Source organism: Shewanella colwelliana, assembly GCF_001735525.1.
Lineage (GTDB): Bacteria > Pseudomonadota > Gammaproteobacteria > Enterobacterales > Shewanellaceae > Shewanella > Shewanella colwelliana.
The window spans coordinates 75,196-98,395 of record NZ_MCBT01000009.1; the positions used below are offsets into that span (position 1 = coordinate 75,196).

Genomic DNA, 23,200 nt, shown 5'->3' on the forward strand with positions numbered 1-23,200 from the left:
AGAGTTGGAAGCAAAGAAGGATTTTATGTCAGAAAATAGCGCTATCACGGTAAATAATCTCATTAAGTCTGTGGCTACCCAAGAGGGAGAACTTACTATCCTCAACGGCATCAACATGGATGTCAAGTTAGGAGAGAGTGTTGCCATTCTCGGCCCTTCGGGTTCGGGGAAGTCAACCTTGCTAGGGTTGCTGGCGGCATTGGACTCGCCTAGTGCTGGTGAAATTTGGCTTGATGGCACTGCACTGAGCGTACTCGATGAAGAGGGTAAGGCCGCTTTGAGAAAGCATAGTGTGAGCTTTATTTTTCAGTCCTTTATGCTGGTCGATACGCTCAATGCCTTAGAAAATGTGATGCTACCAGCTGAGCTGTCGGGTATCGTGGATGCTAAACAGAAAGCGGAGGCTATGCTTGAGCGCGTTGGCCTGAGTCATAGGTTAAATCATTTTCCTAACCAATTATCTGGTGGAGAGCAGCAGCGTGTTGCCATTGCTCGAGCGTTTATTTGTGAGCCAAAGGTACTGTTTGCCGATGAACCTACGGGTAACCTTGACGGTGCAAATAGCGACAAAGTCGCGGATATGTTGTTTGAGCTCAACCGAGAAAGTGATACTACTTTGATTCTGGTGACTCATGATATGCAACTGGCCAATCGCTGCGAACGTCAATTCTTAATGCAGTCGGGTCAACTCAGTGAGTCGACAAGCAAGAGTCAGCCTGTGATGAAGTCGGTCTCAGTGGAGGCGAGCTAATGGAGATGCGCATCGCATGGAAGTTATTTAAGCGCGAGCTATTTCAAGGTCAACTGATGCTGATTATTTTGGCCATTACCTTAGCAGTACTGTCTGTGACAGGCTTGTCTCGGGTTAGTGAGCGGTTACAGCTTGCAATCAATGGCCAAGCATCAAAGTTTATTGCCGCCGATCGTATTATCAATTCACCCACGCCATTAAACCCCGACATAGTGCTACAAGCTGAAAGGTTAGGCTTAGCACATGTTGCCAGCATGCAGTTTAACTCCATGGTGTATGCCAATGATAATTTTCAACTGGTAACGGTGCGGGCCGTTGATGAAGGCTACCCCCTAAAGGGAAAGATTGAGCTAACAACTGGCATAACTCAAGCGCTACCAGAGCAAGGAACCTTGTGGTATGAGAGCCGTTTAGGTGGCATTTTGGCTCACCCCAAGCGTTTAGAGTTGGGCAATAGTGAGTTTAACTTAAGTGCTGAAATTGCACGTTTACCTGATGCTGGCTTTAATCCGTTCGCTTCCTCTCCTGTGGTGTTAATGCGCTTAGATGATGTAGCACAAACTGGGGTAATTCAACCTGGGAGTCGGGTGAACTATGTGCATCAATTTACTGGCGAAGCAGCACAGTTAACGGCGTTTGAGCAGGCCGTTAAACCATTATTGAATAATTCGCAACGCTGGGTTGATGTGCAGTCTGGAGATTCGCCGATAGCCAGTGCGGTAAAGCGAGCCGAGCGCTTTTTGTTACTAGCTAGTTTACTCGGAATAGCGCTTGCCTGTGCCGCAATTGGCATTGCAGCGCAACGTTATTGCCAACGTCATTTTGACGTGGTCGCTATGCTCAAGACCTTTGGCGCATCGAGTAAGCAGATTCGGGTTTTGTTTGGCGTGCACTTGCTGTTGGTTACATCGCTTGGGATTATCTTAGGGTTAATTGGTGGATTGATATTAGATGGCATTATTACAGCTTACCTACCTCAAACCATAGCAGATTATTCTCCACCAGTGGCTAGACCTATTGGGTTAGGTGTTGCGACTGGGCTTATTTCAGCGTTTATGTTCTCGGCCTACCCATTGATGCGTTTGCTAGCGATCCCCCCTCTGCGTGTGTTGCAACGCCAACTTGAAGGCATTGCGCTAGGCATGTGGCTTCACCTGCTATTGAGTGTTTCGGCTATGGCATTACTGGGATACCTCTATTCCCAAAGCCTGCCATTGACCTTAACGGTTGTTGCTGGGGTATTACTGCTGGGTGTGTTATTGAGCCTGTTTGGTTTTTTGCTGATCAGAGCGGGCCACAGCGTTGGCATGAAAACCACCAATCCTATGCAGTTAGCCCTAGCGGGACTGCGGCGTCGAGCAAAGCAAAATGCAGTACAACTGGTTGGGTTTAGTAGTGCTCTAGTGCTGCTGCTGACCATTATTGCGTTACGTCAGGATCTACTCGATGAGTGGCAAAAGCAGTTGCCAGCACAGTCACCTAACTACTTTTTGGTCAATATAGCACCCGATGAGCAGCAACCACTTGAGGATTATTTTAGCCAAAACAGCATTCAAGCGACCGATATCTACCCTGTGATCCGTGGCCGTTTGGTTGAAGTTAATGGTGAAACTTTGATCTCATCCGCTCAAGCTAATGACGGGGTTGAGGGACGAGTGGGGATCTCTCGAGAGCTTAACTTAACCTGGCGCGACTCACTGCCGCCTAACAATGACCTGCTTGAGGGTAAGTTCAATCAAGCTGCCGATGAGGTATCAGTCGAGTCTGGTGTTGCAGAGCGTCTGGGCGTTGGATTGGGTGACACCTTGACCTATGTGATCGATAATCAAAGGTTAACGGTAACCATTGCCAGTATACGAGGCGTGCATTGGGAAACCTTACAGCCTAACTTTTTCATGATATTTACCAAAGAAGCCTTAGCCCCGTTTGCCTATACCTCAATGGCAAGTTTCTACCTTGAAGAGGAACAGAAGCACTTAGTACTGGGTTTGATTAGGTCTTTTCCAACGGTATCCATTATTGACGTTGGTGCGATGGTTAAACAATTGCGCGAGATCATCGATCAAGTCTCTTTGTCACTGACGTTAGTCTTGGTGTTAGTTCTTTTGGCAAGTAGTTTGGTGATGATTGCACAAACAGAAGCAGGAATGGCAACTAGGCAAAGAGAGCTTGCAGTGCTGAGAACCTTTGGTGCATCAGGATGGTTACTTCGTATGGCGACCGCCTTGGAGTTTGCGCTGTTGGGGACCATTGCCGGCTTGCTCGCGGTGATTGTTGCTGAATTTACCCTTTATTTGCTTAAGACTCAGGTGTTTGAATTAGTGGTCTATATGCATTGGAACTGGTGGGCGATAGCGCCGTTGAGCGGTGCCTTGGTGGTTGCATTGCTGGGTACCTGGCGCTGTAGGCAGCTGTTACAAAAGTCGTGCAGTGAATTACTAAAAGCGTAAATAGCAGTTTCGATACTGATTGGCATTATAACCGAACCACTCTAATCAAGAGTTAAAGGGTTCGGTTTGTCGTTTGTAGCAGCTGCTTTTATCGATTTCTAGTTTTTAAATGTACTGAGTTGAGGGCATGCCCAATAGCGTGTTATCGCTGCAACAGCCCTGCTAGGGCTTCATCTAACGTTGGATAGCTAAACTCAAAGCCTGATGCCAATATTCGCTTGGGGTACACATATTGCCCCTGTGTTAGTAGTTGCGACATCTCACCCAAGGCGATATTAAGCACAGAAGCGGGCATAGGCAGAAATGTGGGGCGATGCAATGCTTGGCCCAATGATTGAGTAAATTGCTTATTGCTAACTGGCGCAGGGGCTGTACCGTTGTAAATCCCCTGACATTCTGGATGTGTCATGAGATGGATAATCATGCCAATTAAGTCTTGCTGATGTATCCAACTCATTCCCTGCTCACCGCTGCCAATAATCCCTCCGCCGCCGAGTTTAAAAGGCAGTAACATCTTCTTTAATGCACCGCCTTCGCAGCCTAAGACGAGGCCTATGCGGATGATACAGACACGAGTTTTATCTGTCGCAGCCAGAGCTAGCTCTTCCCAGCGGCTACAGACGCTATGGGGGAACATTTCGTTAGCATCAGTATTGTCAAAATGGGCTAAATTAAATGATTCATCCACAGGCTCACTCTGGGCATGATCGCCATAAATCCCAATGGCGGAGCCACTGATAAAGAGATGCGGTGGATTCTCACTGGCATGAAATAGATCGGTTAACCGTGCGGTGATATCCCAGCGACTGTCACAGATCTTCTGCTTCTGCTCTAGGCTCCACCTTTTATCAGCGATAGGCTCACCAGCGAGATTAATGACGACATCAAAGCCATCGAGTGAAGTGAGTGCACCCAAGTTACCTAAAAACCTATGATGATTACCCAGTTCGAGATGAGCTTTACCAGCGGAACGGGTGAGTAAGGTCAGTTCGTTGTCCGCACTTAATACCTGAACTAATTGCTTGCCAATAAAACCTGTGCCACCAGTGATGAGAATTTTCATTGATACTCCGCTTTTTCGGGGGATATCAAAAATATACACCAATAAGCGGAGTTAGGATCAACTTTTAGTGGTAGGAATAATAGTTATTGTTTGGCGTAACATAGCTGCAGTGATACCGAATCGGCAAATCGCAATGCATGGGGTTTGTCGATTTCAACTTTAGCAAAATCAACCCAGTCATGCTCGCTCGCGATATTGAGGACCTGATCGGTGAGGTGTTCTAACAAAGAGAAACGATTGTTTTCAACCAAAGCGATGATTTTTTTAGTAATCGTGCGATAATTTAATGCATCGTCCATGTTGTCACTGTTGCGCGCCTTCACGGCGCAATAATGAATTTCAGCGTTAATGGTGACATCTTGCTTATTGTTTATCTCGTCATCTTTGATGCCAATGTAGGTGCGTAGGCGCAGGTTTTTAACTCTAATTATGGCGATTTCAGGTTTCATAAGCGGTAGTGTATTAATTGTTAGATATTTTAAGCCTATCAATTTTATGAGTAATTCAGAAGGACTTTATTTTTTATGACTCGATTTGACAATCAAGGTATGGCGTTTAAAGGATTTGCCATCATGGCCTTTATAGTGGTCATTTTGGCGGGCATTAAGGCTGCTAGTCCAATTGTGGTGCCATTCGTATTATCTGCGTTTGTTGCCGTGATCTGTAATCCCGTTATCAATTGGATGACGCGGATGCGCGTGCCACGTGGTTTAGCCGTGGTACTCATGATGATATTTATCGTATTGATGGGATTGTGGTTGGCGCAGTTAGTTGGCAGTTCGATTAATGAATTCTCTCGTCAATTGCCACAATATCGCGATCAATTGGTAGAGCAATTTGCTTGGATACTCACCAAACTGGAGGCGTTTAACATCTCTCTGTCAAGAGAGCAGATTTTGGCCTATTTCGACCCAGGTGTCGCCTTGTCAATGACAACCAATATGCTATCTAGCGTTGGTGGAGTCATGGCTAACCTGTTTCTGATCATTCTGACTGTGGTATTTATGCTATCGGAAGCAACAATCTTACCTAAGAAACTGCATTTTGCCCTTGATGACCCTGATATGCGTTTGAAGCAGATTGATAAGTTTCTGCATTCCGTCAACCAATATATGGTGATTAAGACGTTAGTGAGCCTAGGTACAGGTATTATTGTCGGTGTGGTGCTCGCTATCATAGGAGTCGACTATGCGCTGCTATGGGGGGTTGTTGCGTTTCTATTTAATTATATTCCTAACATTGGTTCCATCATTGCTGCGATTCCAGCTGTATTATTAGCGTTTATTCAGATCGGTCCTGCTGCCGCAGGCGGAGTAGGGCTGCTTTATCTGAGTACTAATATGGTGATGGGCAATGTTATTGAGCCTAAGTATATGGGCAGAGGGCTTGGATTATCGACCTTAGTGGTGTTCCTATCATTGATCTTTTGGGGATGGCTATTGGGCTCCGTGGGCATGTTGCTATCAGTGCCCCTTACTATGATTGTTAAAATCGCTCTTGAGTCGAGTAAAAATGGTGGATGGTTAGCCATTTTACTCAGTGACAAAGTGGATGAGGTAAGCCTTGATACCACAGACGTTGTTGAAGACAACACCGATAAGTAGAATATTTCGATAGGTTAACGAATTTAATGCAATTATTTTTACAAGCGCTACACAATGTCACCCTTGGCGAAGAAGCTCAACGGGTTTTTCACGGCCGTGGTGGCATGTATGCCGGTTCAGAACATCTCTGTTTGGATTGGTTTCCTCCAGTATTATTATTGACGAGTTTTAAAGCCACTTCGCAAGAGGAAGTGGCGCAACTAACGTCGGCCATTGGTGAGCATTGGAATGAGCTGAACCCTAGTGAGCCACTTAATTTAGTGTTTCAACATCGCTGTGGTGGGCAAACTGAGACGACGCTATTGCAAGGGGAGGTGCCAGAACCTCATGTCGTGACAGAAAACGGCGCGCTATTTCAAATTCATCTATTGCGCGGTCAAAACCATGGCTTGTTTCTCGATATGCAAGCGGGTCGTCAATGGGTAAAACAGCACAGCCAGCAGCGTAATGTTTTGAACTTATTTGCCTACACCTGTGGATTTTCGGTGATGGCGTTGCAAGGTGGTGCCGATCAGGTGGTTAATATCGATATGAGTAAAGGCGCTTTATCTATCGGTAAGCAGAACCATTTACTCAATGACTTCAACCATGGAGCACGCTTTTTAGGTCATGATATTTTTAAGTCTTGGGGTAAGCTGACAAAAATGGGGCCTTATGATCTCATTGTCGCCGATCCACCGAGCAACCAGAGAGGTAGTTTTGTTGCGACGAAAGACTATGCCCGCTTACTCAAGCGTCTGCCAAGTTTACTTGCGCACCAAGGGGACTTGTTACTTTGTTTGAATGCGCCCGAGTTAGACATTGATTTCTTAAAAGAGCAAGTATCACAGCAAAGCCCTCAACTTGAATTTGTTGAGAAAATTGATAACCCTACTGTATTTGCCGATGTCGACCCGAATAAAGCACTGAAAGTTCTACTGTATCGGCATAAACTGTCATCGCTTATCTAGCGTTTCTGCTAAGATACTGATAAATAACTTAATAGGCTATGCTCATTTTTATGTGTGACATAGCCGTTAGGTGTTTCGATTCGTTAAATTAACTCTAATATCTCATCTGCTCATGAATTAAGGACGCCCCATAAGATTCAATAATCTGCGCGATTTTGATGGGATCTGGCTGTCGCAGCGCCGATATCCGTGTAAAGAGAACGTCTTGTACATCAAAAGAGATCGACATGGTATCCATGAACATATGAATGGATAAGATGTCCCCTTGGGAAAATAGATCTGCAAGTTTATTTGCTTCAAACTCAACTAGTGCATTCATTGACTGCCCCTCATCCTATCCAGCAAACATTTTTACTGTTATCTATTAATTGATAGCAGCTTCTTAGCTTTTCCCTAGACCTATTTGTTTTAACAGAACTGTTTTTTAGCGTTATTGGAGGTTAAAAGGTGAAAGTCTTTCATGTTGAGGTTCGTATTTTTGAGGCTTTTTAGTGTTTGAGTCGGTTTTGCAGCTGTTTTAGCTGCCCAAACTGAAAGTTTTCTGTAACTCCAGCTTTTTTGATGTTATTATTCTTGCCATGGAGTTTGCAGATAGGCAAATACCTAACCCCAGGCAAAATGCAGTAAAAATAGCATGCCTGTACCCTACTTAATATCTGGAGTTGTTATGGAAGCTCGTGAATACGAAAGCGCATATTACCAAGTACAAGATGAAGTAATGGAGTCTTTACCGTTAGAGAAAGACGAAGAAGCGTTTTTGGATTAGTTAAGTATCCAAACACCCATAGGTTAGTGTCGCTATATGTTTAGCAGAACACTCGCGTCAGATAAAAAAAGAGCAACTTAGGTTGCTCTTTTTTATTTGATTAATGCTAAAGACTCAAGGCTATAACCTATAAAGCGCAGTGTATGGGCTAAACATTCCAGTGGTATTATTAATTTAAATTGCCTTTTTCAGGGAGTATCTCGACGATAACCCATTGTTTTTTTACTTTATGTAATCGAATGGTTCGATCATCAACCCAGTTCTCACTACCTCTTACGCCCTGCATTTTTACGATCACTGTCACGTCATCTGTAAACTTACGGAAAAAATCGATATCTATCTCTTCAATCTCCATGGTGACATTAGTCATGGATAGATTGAGTACATGGCGTTGTACTGCCGAGGCGATGTAGTAATGAGACAGTACCTTTTGCATCGGCTCATCGACATATTGTTTGGCTTGCTCTACGTCTCTATCGACATAGATTGCCTTGAAAAACCCTAGAGAGACCTGCTCAGGAGTTTGTGCTCCGCTCATGGTTTCAGAGTCTTGGCTACAACCAAGTAGTAATAGTGTGACAATAAAAATTAGTTTTTTCATATAATTCGGCATCAAGACTTTGGTTTTAGTATCGCGATTATGGTTTTGCTTGGCAAGTGAGGTTTTTAGTGTGGGCAATCATTTATTTGTTGACTACAGGGATAGAGTCGGGCATATCTGAATGAAGCTTTTTTTACTCTTATCCACAGAATCTGTGGACAACTATGTTGAAGAGTAGATGCATAACTTTTAAGTTATTGAACTTAAATGATAAATTAATTTGGTTAAATTTTGATGCATTGTGTGTTGTTGGACTATTTTCACTCATACAGCAGCTTAAAATTAAGTTTTACAGCTCATTTTTCAAAAAAAAGGCCTGTCAGATGACAGGCCTTTTTGTTACCGCAACAATCTTAATTCTGAGACGCCTGAATCGCAGTTAGCGCGATGGTATAGACGATATCGTCGACCAATGCACCACGAGATAGATCGTTAACCGGCTTGCGCATACCTTGAAGCATTGGACCTATGCTGATTAAGTCAGCACTTCGCTGAACCGCTTTGTAAGTCGTGTTACCCGTATTTAAGTCTGGGAATACAAATACTGTTGCTTGTCCCGCTACAGGGCTGTTTGGCGCTTTAGATTGCGCCACATTTGGCATTACGGCCGCATCGTATTGTAACGGACCATCAATGATCAGATCAGGACGCTTTTCTTTTGCAATACGGGTCGCTTCACGTACTTTATCGACGTCAGAACCAGTACCTGAACTGCCAGTAGAGTAGCTGATCATGGCAACACGCGGGTCGATACCAAATGCAATCGCGCTTTCGGCTGATTGGATTGCGATATCGGCTAATTGCTCAGCATTAGGATCTGGGTTGATGGCACAGTCACCATACACAAGCACTTGATCCGGCATCAACATAAAGAAGATTGAGGAGACTAAGCTTGAGCCTGGTGCAGTTTTAATCAACTGCAGTGGTGGACGAATTGTATTGGCTGTGGTGTTTACCGCGCCAGAGACAATACCATCAACTTCACCTTGAGCCAGCATCATAGTACCCAGTACCATGTTATCCTCAAGTTGTTCACGGGCAACAACTTCAGTTAAACCTTTATGACGACGAAGCTCAAGCATAGGTGCAACGTAGCGCTCTCGAGCCGTTTCAGGTTCAATGATTTCAACCCCATCACCTAATATGACGCCTTGTTGACTTGCGATACGCTCAATCTCTTCACGGTTACCGATAAGTACACAACGGGCAATGCCACGTTCAGCGCAGATAGCGGCCGCTTCAATTGTTCTTGGTTCATCACCTTCAGGCAATACCACCGTCTTGCTCGCAGCGCGTGCAAGTTCGGTAAGCTTATAACGAAAGGCTGGTGGTGATAGTCTATGCTCGCGTGGCGAGTTCATCGTAATGGTTTCAACCCAATTTTGGTCGATATGGCTGGCGACGTACTCTTGGACTTCTTCAATACGTACCGCATCATCGACAGGCACTTCGTGATCGAAGCGCTGTATGTTAAGTGATGTTTGCCACGTGTTGGTGTCAATTAAAAATACGGGTAGGCCAGTTTCGAAAGCTTGGTCACAAAGGGCCATGATCTCTGGTTCTGGCTCATAGCTACCTGTTAGCAATAACGCGCCAACTTTAACACCGTTCATTGCAGCCAGACACGCTGACACAATGACATCAGAGCGGTCGCCCGATGTGACTAACAATGAGTCAGTCTTAATGTGGGTAACCATATTAGGAATACTACGAGCACAGAAGGTGACTTTACGTAGACGACGTGTGTGCATCTCACCTGCATTGATGATACGAGCACTTAAGTGCTTGGCTAAATCGGAGGCACGTGGTGCCACGAGATCTAGGTTATAAGGTACACTGCCTAAAATTCGTAATTTGCTCTTACCTGGAAGCTGGAACATGCTTGCTGCATCGGGACGCTGAATATCTTGATGGTCAAACACTTCTGACAAATCTGGGCGAGCACGGCCTTCATCATCGACAGGCGCACCAATTTTATTGATGATAGCGCCGATAAGACGTTTGTTTTTACTACCGCCCCATGCGTTATGGGCAATTTCAAGGCGATTCATCAGCGCAGTGGGGGTTTCATTTCCTGGTGCGGCAACAAAGATGATATCGGCATCGAGCGCTTTAGCAATCTGATAGTTGATGTCGTCCGAGAAAGGGTGGTTACGCGTCTGTACTAAACCTTCAACAATCAATGTCTCGGACGGATCGGCACATTCAGTTGCGCGAGCAATGATCTGCTCCATTAATACATCGGTCTGATCGGTACGGATAAGTTTCTCAGCATGTTCCATATCGAATGGTTCAAGCGGATTAACCGTTGGCGATTTACTTAAGATGGTCGTTGAACGCTCTGGACCTGTATCAGTAGGACGTTGCTGGGCAATCGGTTTAAAAAAGCGAACCTTTACTCCATGGCGCTCTAACGCACGAACCATACCAAGGCTGATGGACGTTAAGCCAACTCCAGTACCGTTAGGAATAAGCATGATATTGCGAGACATAAATACCTCAATGTGGTTTCTCTTTGCCTAAAGGCTAGAAAAATAAATGCAATGGGTCATGTGGGCTTTAGCCCACATGACAAAATACAATGATGACTATTTCAGCAGTGATACAGCATCTTCAGCAATCACCCACTCTTCGTTCGTTGGGATAACCATGGCAATAGGGCCATTGTCTGTGGTGATTTGACCTTGGTTACCAAAACGCGCTGCTGTGTTACGCTCTTTATCCACTTCGAAGTTAAAGATACTCAACAGGTTAAGCACTTTTTCTCGGATCAAATCTGAGTTTTCGCCGATGCCGCCAGTAAAGACTAAGGCGTCCAATCGGCCAAGTGGAACAGTGTATGACGCGATATATTTAGCAAGACGGTAGCAGAAAATCTCTAGCGCAAGGGTTGCACCTTTGTGGCCATTTTCATAACCCTCTTCGATACCACGGCAATCGTTGGTCAACTCAGAAATCCCCAACAGACCACTTTGTTTATTCATCAAGTTGTTAACTTCATCAGCAGTGTAGCCAAGCTTATGAATAAGATGGTAAACAATAGATGGATCCATATCGCCACAACGAGTGCCCATGACGAGTCCTTCCAATGGCGTTAGTCCCATTGAAGTATCTACACTCTTGCCACCTTTAATAGCGGTGACAGAGGCGCCATTGCCTAAGTGAGCGCAGATGACGTTGGTGTCGTCTAACTCTTTACCAAGGGCTTTCGCTGCTTCACGGCTGACAAACAGGTGGCTGGTACCATGTGCACCATAACGACGAATACCATGCTCACGATATAGCTTGTAAGGTAGGGCATAGATATAGGCATGTTCAGGCATACTTTGATGAAATGCGGTATCAAACACAGCAACCTGTGGCAAATTAGGGAAAGAGGCTTGGGCTGCACGAATACCGATTAGGTGAGCTGGGTTGTGTAGCGGCGCAAATATTGCACTTTCTTCGATACCATGGATAACACTATCGTCGATGATCACAGAGTGGGTAAACTTCTCACCACCGTGAACAACACGATGTCCAATTGCTTGGATCTGTTCGGCAATCTGTGGGTGCTCACCAAGAATCTTGGTGACGATGAACTCAACGGCTTCACGGTGAGCGGTAAAAGCGCCTAATTTTGCATCAAACTTTTTACCATCAACTTTCCATTTTATGCGAGAGTCTTCAAGACCAAAGCACTCGGCTAAGCCCGAGATCTGGTCGTCACCTGTTAAGGCATCAATAATAGCAAACTTCAACGAAGAGCTGCCGCAGTTTAGTACTAATACCAGTTTGTTTGACATGTTTAAAACCTTTTGCAAAGTTAGTGAATCTGTTGCGTTCACCGAAATTAAAATGGCCTCAACCAGTTAAGTTGAAAACCACGTTATGTGCCCGAATAAAGGCGTTGAAAACTGTCTTCTGTGCACGCAGAGTGCTTGGGGCTCTTGCTGTGCTTGTGCTATGTTAAAGTCAGTGTTTCAAAAGTTAGGTGTCATCATTGACCATTAAAGTGTTAAAAACCTTAGGTGAGGGTCGTCGTTATATGAAGACTTGGCCTATGGTCAAACAACTTAGTTTTTACTTTCCAGAATATCGTGTCGTGCGGGCAACCATGCTGGCCATTAAGTTAATGCCTGTTTTGGCGCTGTTTGCTGGGGCTAGCCAAGTGTATCTTTATGGCTGGGCGTTCCTTCCCCAAGCGATCACTATCGCACTATTTTTTCTCAGTTTGCCTATTCAAGGCTTACTTTGGCTCGGCTGGCGAGCGCAGCACCCTTTGCCGTTAACCCTGTTTGATTGGTGTAATGCGCTATCCAACAAACTGCAAGGTATGGGGGTCGCTTGTGCCCCCTTGGGGGCTAATGCTTGCTATCGAGATATGGCCATCATATTAAAAGTCGCCTTTGAACGTCTCGACACTAGCTATTGGGAAGAGCTTTAGCCGCTAATAAACGGCATTAATCCCCGCCTCTAAAAAGATCTGTTTTATTTGGTCCATGGTTGCTCTGCTTGGCGGGGAGATGTTACTAAGCTCGTACTCTTCTCCCATCGCTTCCCATTTATGCTTACCCAGTTCGTGGTAAGGTAGTAATTCAACCTTTTCCACATTGCTCATAGGCTTAATAAACTCAGCGAGCTTTTTGGCTGAGTCGATATCGTCGGTAAATCCTCCAACTACAACATAGCGTATCCAAGTTTTTTGTTGTTTTTGTTGCAGATACTGTGCAAATTGCAGTGTGCGATGATTACTGACTTTGGTTAATTCTATATGTTTGTCATCATCGATATGCTTGATATCAAGTAGTACCAAGTCGGTATTCTCGAGCAGTTCATCGATAACAGGTGTGTATTTTCTAACGAATCCGTTAGTGTCTAAGCAGGTATGAATACCTTGGGTTTTGCAGGCTTTAAATAGTTCGCTGACAAACTCTGCTTGAAGAATAGCTTCACCACCACTGGCGGTTACGCCACCACCGCTAGACTCCAAAAAAGGGCGATAGCTAATGATCTGTTCCATTAGCTCATCGACCTCGACTTCACGACCTTCGTGAAGATCCCACGTATCACGGTTATGGCAATATTGGCAGCGCATTAGACAGCCTTGCATAAAGGCGATAAACCTGATGCCTGGACCATCGACTGTACCAAAGGACTCAAGTGAATGAATCCGACCTTTTACTGCCATTGTGACTCCGTTTACTTCATTAAAGTAGGCTGTACTAAATTAGAGCACAGCCTAGCTTAAATTCACCAAAAATCTACCGTTTCAGCGTGGGAATATGGAGATTTACATCCCTTGAGTGAAAGTACGTGTAATAACGTCCTGCTGTTGCTCTGGTGTCAGGGCGTTAAAACGCACAGCATAACCAGAAACACGGATCGTTAATTGTGGGTACTTATCAGGGTTTACAATTGCATCTTCCAACATTTCGCGGTTCATCACGTTCACGTTAAGGTGTTGACCACCTTCGCGTGAATCGTTGTGTGCGAAATAGCCATCCATCAAGGCTGCAAGGTTTGCACGGCGTCCATCATCATCTTTACCCAGTGCATTGGGCACGATAGAGAAGGTATAAGAGATACCATCTTGAGCATGAGCAAATGGAAGTTTAGCAACAGATGTCAGCGATGCTACAGCACCTTTTTCATCACGACCATGCATTGGGTTTGCACCAGGGGCAAACGGTGCACCAGCTGGGCGACCATCAGGTGTTGTGCCTGTCTTCTTACCATAAACCACGTTAGAGGTGATGGTGAGAATTGACTGAGTTGGAATCGCATCACGGTACATTTTCATGTCACGAATCTTAGCCATGAAACGTTCTACTAGCTCTGTGGCTAAATCATCAACGCGTGCATCGTTATTACCAAATTTAGGGTAGTCACCTTCAATGTCGAAATCGACAGCGATGCCATGCTCGTCACGGATAGGTTTTACTTTTGCAAACTTGATTGCAGACAATGAATCGGCAGCGATAGAAAGACCAGCGATACCGCACGCCATAGTACGACGTACATCTCTGTCATGAAGTGCCATAAGAGCTGCTTCATAAGAGTACTTGTCATGCATGAAGTGGATAGCATTTAGCGCAGACACATATTGTGTGGCTAACCAATCCATCATGGTGTCTAAACGACCCATAACGTCATCGTAGTTAAGCACTTCGTCAGTGATTGGTGCGAACTTAGGACCGATTTGGGTCTTAAGTTTTTCGTCCATACCACCGTTGATGGCGTAAAGCATGGTTTTAGCAAGGTTGGCACGGGCGCCGAAGAATTGCATGTGCTTACCAACAACCATTGGGCTTACACAACAGGCGATAGCATAATCGTCAGACTCGAAGTCAGGACGCATTAGGTCATCGTTTTCGTACTGGATTGAGCTAGTGTCAATTGACACTTTAGCGCAGTACTTTTTAAAGCCGATAGGTAGCTTATCAGACCAAAGTACGGTGATGTTTGGCTCTGGGCTTGGGCCCATGTTGTACAGAGTGTGCAAGAAACGGAAGCTAGACTTGGTTACTAATGTACGACCGTCAAGGCCCATACCTGCGATAGATTCAGTTGCCCAGATTGGGTCGCCAGAGAACAGCTCATCGTATTCAGGTGTACGCAGGAAACGCACCATACGTAGCTTCATGACGAAATGGTCAACCATCTCTTGTGCTTGCTGCTCTGTTAGTACACCTGCTTTGATATCTCGTTCGATATAAACGTCAAGGAAGCTAGAGGTACGCCCTAGAGACATTGCTGCGCCATTTTGGCTCTTGACTGCGGCTAAGTAACCGAAGTAAGTCCATTGAATGGCTTCTTTAGCATTGGTAGCTGGACCTGAGATGTCAAAGCCATAGCTTGCAGCCATCTGCTTCATTTGACCCAGCGCTTTGTGCTGCTCAGCAATCTCTTCACGAAGTTGCATGGTGTAGCTTAAATCTTCACCCGCTTCGAATTTTGCTTGCAGTGAACCAAATTGAGCAAATTTATCTTGCATCAGGTAGTCGATACCGTACAGCGCGATACGACGGTAATCACCGATGATACGACCACGGCCATAGGCATCTGGCAAACCGGTTAAGACACCTGATTTACGGCAACGCATGATTTCTGGGGTATAGATATCGAAAACACCTTGGTTGTGTGTTTTACGTAGCTCAGAATAAACGTACTTGATGTCGGCATCTAGCTCACGACCATAAGCGGCACAAGAACCTTCAACCATGCGGATACCACCGTTAGGCAGCATAGCGCGCTTAAGTGGGGCATCAGTTTGTAGACCAACAATCGTTTCTAAATCTTGATTGATGTAGCCGGCAGCATGAGAGGTAATGGTAGAAACTTTGTCAGTGTCAAAATCAACAGGCGCATGGGTGCGGTTTTCCTGTTTGATCCCTTCCATCACTTTATCCCATAAAGTGTCAGTCGCTTCAGTTGCGCCTGCAAGGAATGATTCATCGCCTTCATATGGCGTGTAGTTTGCCTGAATGAAGTCACGTACATTCACTTCAGACTTCCAATCACCAGGAGTAAAACCTTCCCACGCTTTGGTGAACAGTTCAGTTTTTTCGGTCATCGTACTAATACCTTCTGTTTGAGATAAAGGTTATTGGGTATCTAGTTGGCTTGATACAAGCGATGATAGCGATACACCAATAGCTAAGTCGTAAAGCTCCCCTCACTGTATAGCCCTGATGATGGGAACGGGTTATCGAACCGCGTTAACGTGTCGATGAAATTCAAATTTTGTTAGTCGATAAGCTAAATCTATCTCAGTTTTCCCGACCAACAAATTGGTAAGACCAATTTACCGTAAAGATATTACCATATCTGCTTATAGCCTGCATCCGAATCAGGTCGCTTTTACACGACATATTGCCAAAACTGTTATCAAGGTATCATTTTAGGCGTCATTTTCTATTTGCATCTCAACTTGATGTCAGTTATTTAGCAAATTCAATTGGCGATACCGCCGCTAATGAGAGTGATAAGGATAATCATCACCGGACGACAGTTGGCGTTCATTACGAGGCGAAGTTGGCGCGCCTTAGTGTTATAAATAAAATTGATAATAAGTATAGAAGAGAAAGGCAAGAAGAGAGCCGCAGCTCTCTTCTTACTGGGGAAGCGATTAAAGCAGTGGTGGTATGCCCTGGATCATGCCAACGGCTAACATGGCAGCCAGGCAGATAACAAAAGCAAGGCCGGGGATCACGAGGCGATCGGCAACGCTAAGGTTTTTAGCACGCTCTTTATCACCAATAAGACCATTGTTATCTAAGAACATGGTTAATGCCCACGCTAATACAGGGTTAGCCACAAACGATGCGAAGATACAGATACCAGCTGCTTGGCTGCTTTGGGTGTCTTTAACCATTTGCATACCCGCTTCAAGTAATGGCAAGAAAACACCAACAAGCAGCGCGATAGACATTACCGGACGCCATACGGTCACATCCATAGGGTAACCAACGATAGCAACAATAATACATAGTGCGCCTAAAAGGATGGCACCTGCAGGAATTGGGCGTTTAGCGATGGCCGCTGGGATCATGTAGGTTCCCCATGATGAGGTGATGTTACCCCCACCAACCGCTGTACCGACAATTTGACGTAGCGAACAGGTGGTCATGGTGTCATCGACATCCATCAATACTTTTTCAGAACCTTTTGGATAGTTTAGCTCTTGAAAAATACGATGCCCTAAAAAGTCTGGTGACCACATGGCCACAGCCAAGATAGCAAATGGTAACGAGGCAACGAAGTGTTCGAAGTTAGGTAGGCCAAGCTGCCAACCATATTCGGTCGATCCCCACCAATACATAGGGTTAAGATTTGGGATGCCAGGCTCGGTGACAAACTGAAGGTCAAGTCCCGCACCAAGTGCAAACGCTAAGACAATTGCCGAAATAGAACACAGTGGAATCGCTAACCAGCGCTTACCGATTTTCGCCAAGAACGCATAGAGTACAACGTTTGCGAGCAGGATGAAAAAGGCAACGTACCCAAGACTGTAATCAAGTGAATGTTTGTCCTGTAAACTCGCAGACCAATCAAACAGAGACGTGATTTGGCTCTTAGCGCCCATAAAGCCTAAGAACACCAGTAAGCCCCCTGCAACCCCACTGGAGGTGAGGTTAACCAGTCGCGACCCCCCCTTAAAGTAGCTTAAGATAAGACCAAAAACCCCCAACAAAATTGCTAATGCTAACGGATGTGCCCCTGCCAGTGCGATGGCACCGATCAGCGGAATCATAGGTCCGTGGTTACCCCCCAAGTTGGCTCGAGGGTTGATAAATCCAGAGCTGATAATACAGAAAAGTAGCGCAGGAATAAGCATCTCAACCCGTACCACTTGGATGGCAAATTCAGCCCCTAAGTTAATGTGGTCCCAGCGTTCTGTTAGGCCAGAAGCCCATGCCGCCATCACTGCTGAATACATCACGGTAATACCTATGGTACCTGCGATAGCAGGAACTAGGTCTTCCCATTCAAAGCGAAAATCTCTACCTGGCAAGTTCAGTCCCCAGCGCCTAGGCTTCATGATCTTAAGTTCATGATCTAAATATTCTTCTCGAGTATTAAACTCTGAGGCGGGACGATGAAGCTCTTGATAAGACTGCCCAGAGGCTTCCGTTTCTTCGTGTTTGACTGTTTCTGACATAATTTCTCATTCTCCGAGAAGAACATAGTGACTCATCTACATGATGATGACTGCAATTAATTCCTTGAAGTTAAACTAAGCCGTAACCGTGTTTGGTTGATGCGATTTAGTTTACTTATCTGCGCAGTCCGATTAGATAAGGTCCCTATTCGGCTTGAGCAGTTGTGTCCCTAACACTTGTTAAAATTGGTCAGACCAATTTACCTCATAAATATTAACACAGCGAGCAGGGTGTGGCATTAAGTATCAATATTCTTGAAGGGGAGGATTCAGCAAATTGAGATCTAGTTAACAACTTGTGAGCCAATCTTCAAATTAAATTTACATTAGGCATATATATTGCGTTTGTCACTAGCTCTCCTTTAATCGCTATTTTGCGAGCCAAGAGGCTTGTGGCACTGTTTTTATGAACTGATGCAACGTACTCACATTTATCAGGGTGGCTGTGTCACGTAATCTCGCCAAAGTGTGTTGTCGGTCATGTTTAGCATCCGCTTAATGCAAATTAAGTTTATAGCTAAACAATTAAACCTGCAGTGTTATTGACGCTCTCTTGCAGCATATCAAGTAAATTTATAGCGCAGCGCATAGTGGTAAGCCTGCTGTTTATTACCCATCTCCCTTTTAGTCAAAGTTGCTAACGCGACTATAGGACACCAACTAAATATCTATAGCACTCGTTTGAAAAGGTTACTAACTTACTGATATTTAATAAAACAATTTTATTTTACATGTTGATAGCAAAACCCTTTCCTTATCAAATAAATTGATGGCTCCTATCACTATTACCCAATTTTATTTGTGACTTTTTGTCGTTAATGTTTTGAGAGCCAAGGCAATTAAGCCAATAACTTTAGCGAGCTTCATATTAGGAGATAGGTATGCCAACTAACGCATTAATCGACGCAATCATCACAGGAAGGAGAGCCATTCATGGCATTGTCAGGGATTAATCTACCCCATCGTCATGTCGTACAAAAGGGGGGGACAGCGTTACGTCAGCAAAGTTTGTTTAGCCAGGCTGAGCAATATGGGCAATTGAAGATCACTAAATCCCCTTGGCAATCCTTTGGTTTAGCAACTTTTGCTGGGGCATTCATTGCGCTTGCATTTGTTTTTTATATTACGGTAACAACGGGTGCAGGCGAGGGGCCTTGGGGCTTGGTGCGTCTAGCGGGGGGGCTAGCATTTAGCCTAGGCTTAATGTTGGTCGTTATCTGCGGCGGTGAGCTTTTTACCAGTACAGTACTAAGCAGCGTGGCATGGGCTCAAAAGCTGGTAAGCACACGTTCGCTGCTTGTTTGCTGGTTACGTGTTTACTTGGGTAACCTGCTCGGTGCCTTACTAATGTTACTGCTTATCTTTAGTGCACGTATGTATGAGTTAGATGGCGGGCTGTGGGGGCTAAATGCCTTGCACATCGCCCAACACAAGTTACACCATGGATGGGGGCAAGCCTTTTCCCTAGGGATATTGTGCAACATGTTGGTTTGCCTCGGGGTTTGGATGACCTTTGCTAGCAAAGATGCGTTGACTAAGGCCATTTTACTGATGCTACCCGTGGCGATGTTTGTTAGTAGCGGTTTTGAGCACAGCATTGCCAACCTATTTATGGTGCCACTGGGGATCATCATCGCCAACTTTGGTTCTGTTGACTATTTTGCGCAGCTGGGCGTTGCCCAGAGTCAGTTTGCGGATCTCACCTTTTACCATTTCATTATTAATAACCTTATTCCTGTGACGCTTGGGAACATCGTCGGCGGTGGCCTATTTGTCGGTTTAGGCTATTGGATGATAGAACAACAACCCAAACATCAAACTGCGCTGCAATTGGCGCCTATTCCTTTAGCACAATGCTTACCAATATCGAATCCTAAACATCACATCAATCTTGCTGGAGATATTTCAATGCCAAAATCAATTCAAAAACTTACCGTCAGCGAGCTGATGGATACCACACCTTTTACCTTAACACCTGATTTATCTGTCTATGAAGGACTTAAGTGTTTGTCTAATGCTGAGCAGCGCGGCGCGGCGGTGGTTGATAGTCGACAACAACTGGTGGGTTATGTGTCACAACAAGACTTGCTGCGTAGTCTTTGGTCTGAGGAGTACGTGCGTGGCATTAGTTACAAGGTGGCGGATTTAATGCAAACAAGGGTGATGACGGTTTCTTTGAATGATTCAGTGGCGCAGCTTATTGAGTTAATGGTCGTAGACAGAGAGAAACTGTTCCCTGTGAGTGACACGGGCATATTGATGGGGACAACTTTCGCTAGTTACGAAGAGCGTTTAAGACTTGCGCATGCCAATAAGCCAAGCAGCTTTCCAGTGGTTGAACAGGGTAAGCTTGTGGGGGTGATTACCAGAGAGATGATAGCCTTAAAAGTGTCACAGGTTTATAGCTAATCACAATACAAGCAAATAAAAATGGGGCTATTAGCCCCATTTTTATTGATCAATTTTGCTTGTGTAGTTGCCGATGTTTACTCAATCGGCGCGCTTCGGTAATAAAGCAATCTCTTAATGGGTTTTCACCCGAATCATTACGCCAAACAAATGAGAGGTGACGCTGCATATTGAGCTGCGGTGTTTCCAGTATTACTAGCTCGCCCGAAGCCACCTCTTTTTCAACATCTAAGTAGGGTAGGCTGCTGAGGTAGACCCCATTTTTAACCAGTGCTTTAAGCAAAGAGACATGTTCATACTCTTTCCAGACATTGAGTTTTTCAATCACGCCATGTATTGCCCCTTCAAAGATGCGTCGCGTACCAGCACCTTGTTCTCGCAATACCCATTTGGCCTGCTCCAACTGAGATAGGCTAGTTGTGTCGTAACGTGCATAAGGATGATGAGGAGAGGCAATAATCACTAAGTGGTCGTCTATCCACTGTTCTTGATAAAGTCGGCTATCATCATTTCTACCTTCGATGATACCAAAGTCATACTCATAGTTAAGTAGGCCCTCGATCACATTTTCGGTATTCTCTACTGTGACCTCTATGCGTAATTCGGGAAAGTCAGTATCGATTTTACTGATAAGCGCTGGCAGGAGGTGTTCTGCAGCTGTTTGGCTAGAACACACCCTAAATCTGCCACTGATAAGATGCTGTTCATGAAGCCCTAGTTCGATCTGTTGCGCATCCTGAAGTAGGCGCCTTGCTTTTGGTCTCAGCCAATTTCCCCAATGACTTAACGTGAGGCGATTCCCTTGACGGATAAAGAGCGGGCGGCCAAGCAGGTTTTCCAGTTGTCCTAGAGACATACTGACCGCAGATTGGGTCATCGATAACTTTCTGGCTGCAGCGCTAACACTTTCTAAGCTGGCTACCGCGTCAAAAACGATAATTTGCTTAAGTGAATATTTCATGTGATGTGTAGGGTTCCTATCTGAAACAGATTCAAATTAAAACTATCAATATTATTGATGATTGATTAAAGATGATTCTATGAGCTGTAGGCCAAAGCTACAAGTAACTGTTTGATTTAAATAGTTGAAGCTAGAGGGGCTTCACCATTTTTATGCTAGTGTGCGCTGGCGCAGATTTACATTGATGTTGGGAGCTAGGCCATTTTCCATGTTGAAGAACGGTGAAGCTTGCTGATGGTTTATATAAGAACCTTAGTTAAATAATGGTGACTATTATTGCCATTTTTGTGGTGTGATGGTGGTTCAATCATCCTCTTTGCTGACTGTGAACTGTCGCACTTTTAGTTTATATTTAGCGTCATAAAACAATAACCATGGCTAAAAATGGACAAAGTAACACTCCCTCCTTCGCAATCAAGCCCCGTAGCTTCTCCCGATTTAAACAAAACATGGCAGATGCCAGATACCTTAGTCATCATCTTCTTTGTCGCCTTAGCGGCAATGTTATTGACCTATATTGTGCCGGTAGGTGCTTTCGATACGCAAGAGATAGCCTATGTCAGTGATGGCGTAGAGAAGACGCGTAGTGTCGTCGACCCAGAATCCTTTCGTTACCAAATCGATGAACAGGGTAATTCGGTCAAGCAACCTGTGGGGTTGTTTGAGGGCGGTGGCGGGGTCGGCTTTTTCAACTTTGCCTTCGAGGGGATGACCTCCGGCTCCAAATGGGGCACCGCCATTGGTGTGATCATGTTTATGTTAGTCATAGGCGGTGCGTTTGGTGTGGTGATGGAAACTGGCACTATCGACAACGGTATTTTGCGCCTTATCGACAAAACCCGCGGTAACGAAGGCTTGTTCATTCCGGTCATTTTCACCTTGTTCTCATTAGGGGGTGCGGTATTTGGCATGGGTGAGGAGGCGATAGCCTTCGCCATTATCATCTGTCCTTTGATGATACGTTTGGGCTTTGATGGTATCACGACGGTGATGGTGACTTATGTCGCCACCCAAATAGGCTTTGCCAGCTCTTGGATGAACCCATTTAGCGTTGCTATTGCACAAGGCATTGCTGGGATCCCTGTGTTATCGGGCGCGGGAGTGCGTGGCCTGCTATGGGCCGGGTTTACCCTGATGGGGATTATTTTCACCATGCGGTATGGGGCAAAAATTCGTAAGCAGCCCCAGCTATCTTACTGTTATCAAAGTGATCAATACTTCCGCGACCACCAGTCTAGCGCGAGTTTGGAAAGCCGCTTTAACCTCGGTGATATCTTAGTGCTATTGACCATTTTAAGTACTGTTGTGTGGGTCATCTGGGGCGTCGTTACTCAAGCTTGGTTTATCCCTGAAATCGCCAGCCAGTTTTTTACCATGGGGATTATCGTTGGTGTGATTGCGGTGATATTTCGTTTAAACGGCATGACAGTTAATCGTATTGCCACTAGCTTTAAACAAGGCGCTACCACTATGCTGGAACCCGCCATCTTGGTTGGCTGTGCCTCAGGTATTTTAATTCTATTAGGCGGTGGAAAGCCTACAGAGCCCAGCGTGCTCAATACCTTACTCAGTGGCGCAGGCAGTGTGATAGGTCAACTTCCTGCTGTGTTTTCTGCGTGGTTCATGTTGCTGTTTCAATCAGTGTTTAATTTCTTTGTGACATCAGGCTCTGGGCAGGCCGCGCTAACCATGCCACTGATGGCACCGTTGGCCGATATTGTTGGTGTGAGCCGTCAAGTTGCAGTGTTAGCGTTTCAACTTGGTGACGGTTTTACGAATGTGTTGGTGCCGACATCGGCATCACTGATGGCGACCTTAGGCGTATGCCGCGTCGATTGGGGGGCTTGGCTCAAGTTCATATGGCGCTTTATGTTGGCGCTATTTATTGTCTCGAGTGTAGTCGTGGTCACCGCGCACTACCTGGGTTTTAACTAATCCCTGTTTGCTATGGCTTTAGAGAATCAGAAGAAATAGCGCCATAAAAAAACGGCATCCTAAGATG

The 23,200-nt window shown here is 45.2% G+C and carries 17 protein-coding genes; 7 read left to right on the plus strand and 10 right to left on the minus strand.

All coding sequences use genetic code 11. From position 1 onward, the window contains the following. The first annotated feature begins 25 nt into the window (after positions 1 to 25). Together BEL05_RS03360 and BEL05_RS03365 are read left to right on the plus strand one after the other, a co-directional pair. Positions 26 to 751, plus strand: a complete 726-nt coding sequence (locus BEL05_RS03360) for an ABC transporter ATP-binding protein (protein ID WP_069670274.1) — start codon at positions 26 to 28, stop codon at positions 749 to 751. Next, positions 751 to 3,201 carry an ABC transporter permease gene (locus tag BEL05_RS03365; protein ID WP_069670275.1) on the plus strand — a complete coding sequence of 817 codons (2,451 nt, stop codon included), beginning with the start codon at positions 751 to 753 and terminating at the stop codon, positions 3,199 to 3,201. The genes BEL05_RS03360 and BEL05_RS03365 overlap by 1 nt, the downstream gene beginning before the upstream one ends. 142 nt (positions 3,202 to 3,343) lie before the next feature. On the opposite strand, the gene BEL05_RS03370 is transcribed toward BEL05_RS03365, so the two are convergent. Next, the gene (locus BEL05_RS03370) at positions 3,344 to 4,264 is read right to left on the minus strand and encodes a TIGR01777 family oxidoreductase (protein ID WP_028765437.1); all 921 of its coding nucleotides are present in this window, start codon (positions 4,262 to 4,264) and stop codon (positions 3,344 to 3,346) included. A gap of 83 nt (positions 4,265 to 4,347) precedes the next feature. Beyond that, complete coding sequence (gene folX, locus BEL05_RS03375; RefSeq protein ID WP_028765436.1) at positions 4,348 to 4,713, minus strand: dihydroneopterin triphosphate 2'-epimerase; 366 nt, start codon at positions 4,711 to 4,713, stop codon at positions 4,348 to 4,350. A 75-nt stretch (positions 4,714 to 4,788) separates the two neighbouring features. On the opposite strand from folX, the gene BEL05_RS03380 reads away from it, so the two are divergent. Beyond that, positions 4,789 to 5,868, plus strand: coding sequence for an AI-2E family transporter (locus tag BEL05_RS03380; protein WP_069670276.1), 1,080 nt, complete (start codon positions 4,789 to 4,791; stop codon positions 5,866 to 5,868). 26 nt (positions 5,869 to 5,894) lie between these two features. Continuing rightward, the gene (locus BEL05_RS03385) at positions 5,895 to 6,818 is read left to right on the plus strand and encodes a class I SAM-dependent methyltransferase (protein WP_069670277.1); all 924 of its coding nucleotides are present in this window, start codon (positions 5,895 to 5,897) and stop codon (positions 6,816 to 6,818) included. A gap of 94 nt (positions 6,819 to 6,912) precedes the next feature. Here the strand turns inward: BEL05_RS03385 and BEL05_RS03390 are convergent, their stop codons facing one another. The 4 genes from BEL05_RS03390 to ackA all read right to left on the minus strand — a co-directional run bounded on the left by BEL05_RS03390 (position 6,913) and on the right by ackA (position 11,970). After that, positions 6,913 to 7,137, minus strand: coding sequence for a hypothetical protein (locus tag BEL05_RS03390; protein WP_028765433.1), 225 nt, complete (start codon positions 7,135 to 7,137; stop codon positions 6,913 to 6,915). 616 nt (positions 7,138 to 7,753) lie between these two features. Further along, positions 7,754 to 8,185 carry a nuclear transport factor 2 family protein gene (locus BEL05_RS03395; RefSeq protein ID WP_028765432.1) on the minus strand — a complete coding sequence of 144 codons (432 nt, stop codon included), beginning with the start codon at positions 8,183 to 8,185 and terminating at the stop codon, positions 7,754 to 7,756. 353 nt (positions 8,186 to 8,538) lie between these two features. After that, positions 8,539 to 10,677, minus strand: coding sequence for a phosphate acetyltransferase (gene pta / locus BEL05_RS03400; RefSeq protein ID WP_028765431.1), 2,139 nt, complete (start codon positions 10,675 to 10,677; stop codon positions 8,539 to 8,541). A 96-nt stretch (positions 10,678 to 10,773) separates the two neighbouring features. Continuing rightward, the gene (gene ackA, locus BEL05_RS03405; RefSeq protein WP_028765430.1) at positions 10,774 to 11,970 is read right to left on the minus strand and encodes an acetate kinase; all 1,197 of its coding nucleotides are present in this window, start codon (positions 11,968 to 11,970) and stop codon (positions 10,774 to 10,776) included. A 197-nt stretch (positions 11,971 to 12,167) separates the two neighbouring features. Between ackA and yfbV the strand changes: the two genes are divergently transcribed. Continuing rightward, positions 12,168 to 12,611 carry a terminus macrodomain insulation protein YfbV gene (yfbV, locus tag BEL05_RS03410; protein WP_028765429.1) on the plus strand — a complete coding sequence of 148 codons (444 nt, stop codon included), beginning with the start codon at positions 12,168 to 12,170 and terminating at the stop codon, positions 12,609 to 12,611. A gap of 3 nt (positions 12,612 to 12,614) precedes the next feature. Here the strand turns inward: yfbV and pflA are convergent, their stop codons facing one another. The 3 genes from pflA to BEL05_RS03425 all read right to left on the minus strand — a co-directional run bounded on the left by pflA (position 12,615) and on the right by BEL05_RS03425 (position 17,828). Beyond that, positions 12,615 to 13,355 carry a pyruvate formate lyase 1-activating protein gene (gene pflA / locus BEL05_RS03415; protein ID WP_028765428.1) on the minus strand — a complete coding sequence of 247 codons (741 nt, stop codon included), beginning with the start codon at positions 13,353 to 13,355 and terminating at the stop codon, positions 12,615 to 12,617. Positions 13,356 to 13,457: 102 nt separating this feature from the next. Next, positions 13,458 to 15,740, minus strand: coding sequence for a formate C-acetyltransferase (gene pflB, locus BEL05_RS03420; RefSeq protein ID WP_028765427.1), 2,283 nt, complete (start codon positions 15,738 to 15,740; stop codon positions 13,458 to 13,460). 555 nt (positions 15,741 to 16,295) lie between these two features. Then, positions 16,296 to 17,828, minus strand: a complete 1,533-nt coding sequence (locus tag BEL05_RS03425) for a DUF3360 family protein (protein WP_028765426.1) — start codon at positions 17,826 to 17,828, stop codon at positions 16,296 to 16,298. 933 nt (positions 17,829 to 18,761) lie between these two features. Here BEL05_RS03425 and focA point away from each other — a divergent pair. Beyond that, positions 18,762 to 20,237, plus strand: a complete 1,476-nt coding sequence (gene focA / locus BEL05_RS03430; RefSeq protein WP_083250289.1) for a formate transporter FocA — start codon at positions 18,762 to 18,764, stop codon at positions 20,235 to 20,237. Positions 20,238 to 20,286: 49 nt separating this feature from the next. Here focA and BEL05_RS03435 read toward each other — a convergent pair whose 3' ends face one another. Continuing rightward, positions 20,287 to 21,198 (minus strand): LysR family transcriptional regulator, encoded by a 912-nt coding sequence (locus BEL05_RS03435; protein WP_069670278.1) that lies wholly within the window; start codon positions 21,196 to 21,198, stop codon positions 20,287 to 20,289. A 456-nt stretch (positions 21,199 to 21,654) separates the two neighbouring features. Here BEL05_RS03435 and yfcC point away from each other — a divergent pair, with 456 nt between their 5' ends. Continuing rightward, positions 21,655 to 23,133, plus strand: a complete 1,479-nt coding sequence (gene yfcC, locus BEL05_RS03440) for a putative basic amino acid antiporter YfcC (protein WP_028765423.1) — start codon at positions 21,655 to 21,657, stop codon at positions 23,131 to 23,133. The last annotated feature ends 67 nt before the right edge of the window (positions 23,134 to 23,200 follow it).

What these genes read in the sequence shown, in the direction of transcription:
- BEL05_RS03360 (WP_069670274.1), top strand. Translation starts at nt 26, where the DNA reads ATGTCAGAAAATAGCGCTATCACGGTAAATAATCTCATTAAGTCTGTG.
- BEL05_RS03365 (WP_069670275.1), top strand. Translation starts at nt 751, where the DNA reads ATGGAGATGCGCATCGCATGGAAGTTATTTAAGCGCGAGCTATTTCAA.
- BEL05_RS03370 (WP_028765437.1), bottom strand. Translation starts at nt 4,264, where the DNA reads ATGAAAATTCTCATCACTGGTGGCACAGGTTTTATTGGCAAGCAATTA.
- folX (WP_028765436.1), bottom strand. Translation starts at nt 4,713, where the DNA reads ATGAAACCTGAAATCGCCATAATTAGAGTTAAAAACCTGCGCCTACGC.
- BEL05_RS03380 (WP_069670276.1), top strand. Translation starts at nt 4,789, where the DNA reads ATGACTCGATTTGACAATCAAGGTATGGCGTTTAAAGGATTTGCCATC.
- BEL05_RS03385 (WP_069670277.1), top strand. Translation starts at nt 5,895, where the DNA reads ATGCAATTATTTTTACAAGCGCTACACAATGTCACCCTTGGCGAAGAA.
- BEL05_RS03390 (WP_028765433.1), bottom strand. Translation starts at nt 7,137, where the DNA reads ATGAATGCACTAGTTGAGTTTGAAGCAAATAAACTTGCAGATCTATTT.
- BEL05_RS03395 (WP_028765432.1), bottom strand. Translation starts at nt 8,185, where the DNA reads ATGAAAAAACTAATTTTTATTGTCACACTATTACTACTTGGTTGTAGC.
- pta (WP_028765431.1), bottom strand. Translation starts at nt 10,677, where the DNA reads ATGTCTCGCAATATCATGCTTATTCCTAACGGTACTGGAGTTGGCTTA.
- ackA (WP_028765430.1), bottom strand. Translation starts at nt 11,970, where the DNA reads ATGTCAAACAAACTGGTATTAGTACTAAACTGCGGCAGCTCTTCGTTG.
- pflA (WP_028765428.1), bottom strand. Translation starts at nt 13,355, where the DNA reads ATGGCAGTAAAAGGTCGGATTCATTCACTTGAGTCCTTTGGTACAGTC.
- pflB (WP_028765427.1), bottom strand. Translation starts at nt 15,740, where the DNA reads ATGACCGAAAAAACTGAACTGTTCACCAAAGCGTGGGAAGGTTTTACT.
- BEL05_RS03425 (WP_028765426.1), bottom strand. Translation starts at nt 17,828, where the DNA reads ATGTCAGAAACAGTCAAACACGAAGAAACGGAAGCCTCTGGGCAGTCT.
- focA (WP_083250289.1), top strand. Translation starts at nt 18,762, where the DNA reads ATGGCATTGTCAGGGATTAATCTACCCCATCGTCATGTCGTACAAAAG.
- BEL05_RS03435 (WP_069670278.1), bottom strand. Translation starts at nt 21,198, where the DNA reads ATGAAATATTCACTTAAGCAAATTATCGTTTTTGACGCGGTAGCCAGC.
- yfcC (WP_028765423.1), top strand. Translation starts at nt 21,655, where the DNA reads ATGCCAGATACCTTAGTCATCATCTTCTTTGTCGCCTTAGCGGCAATG.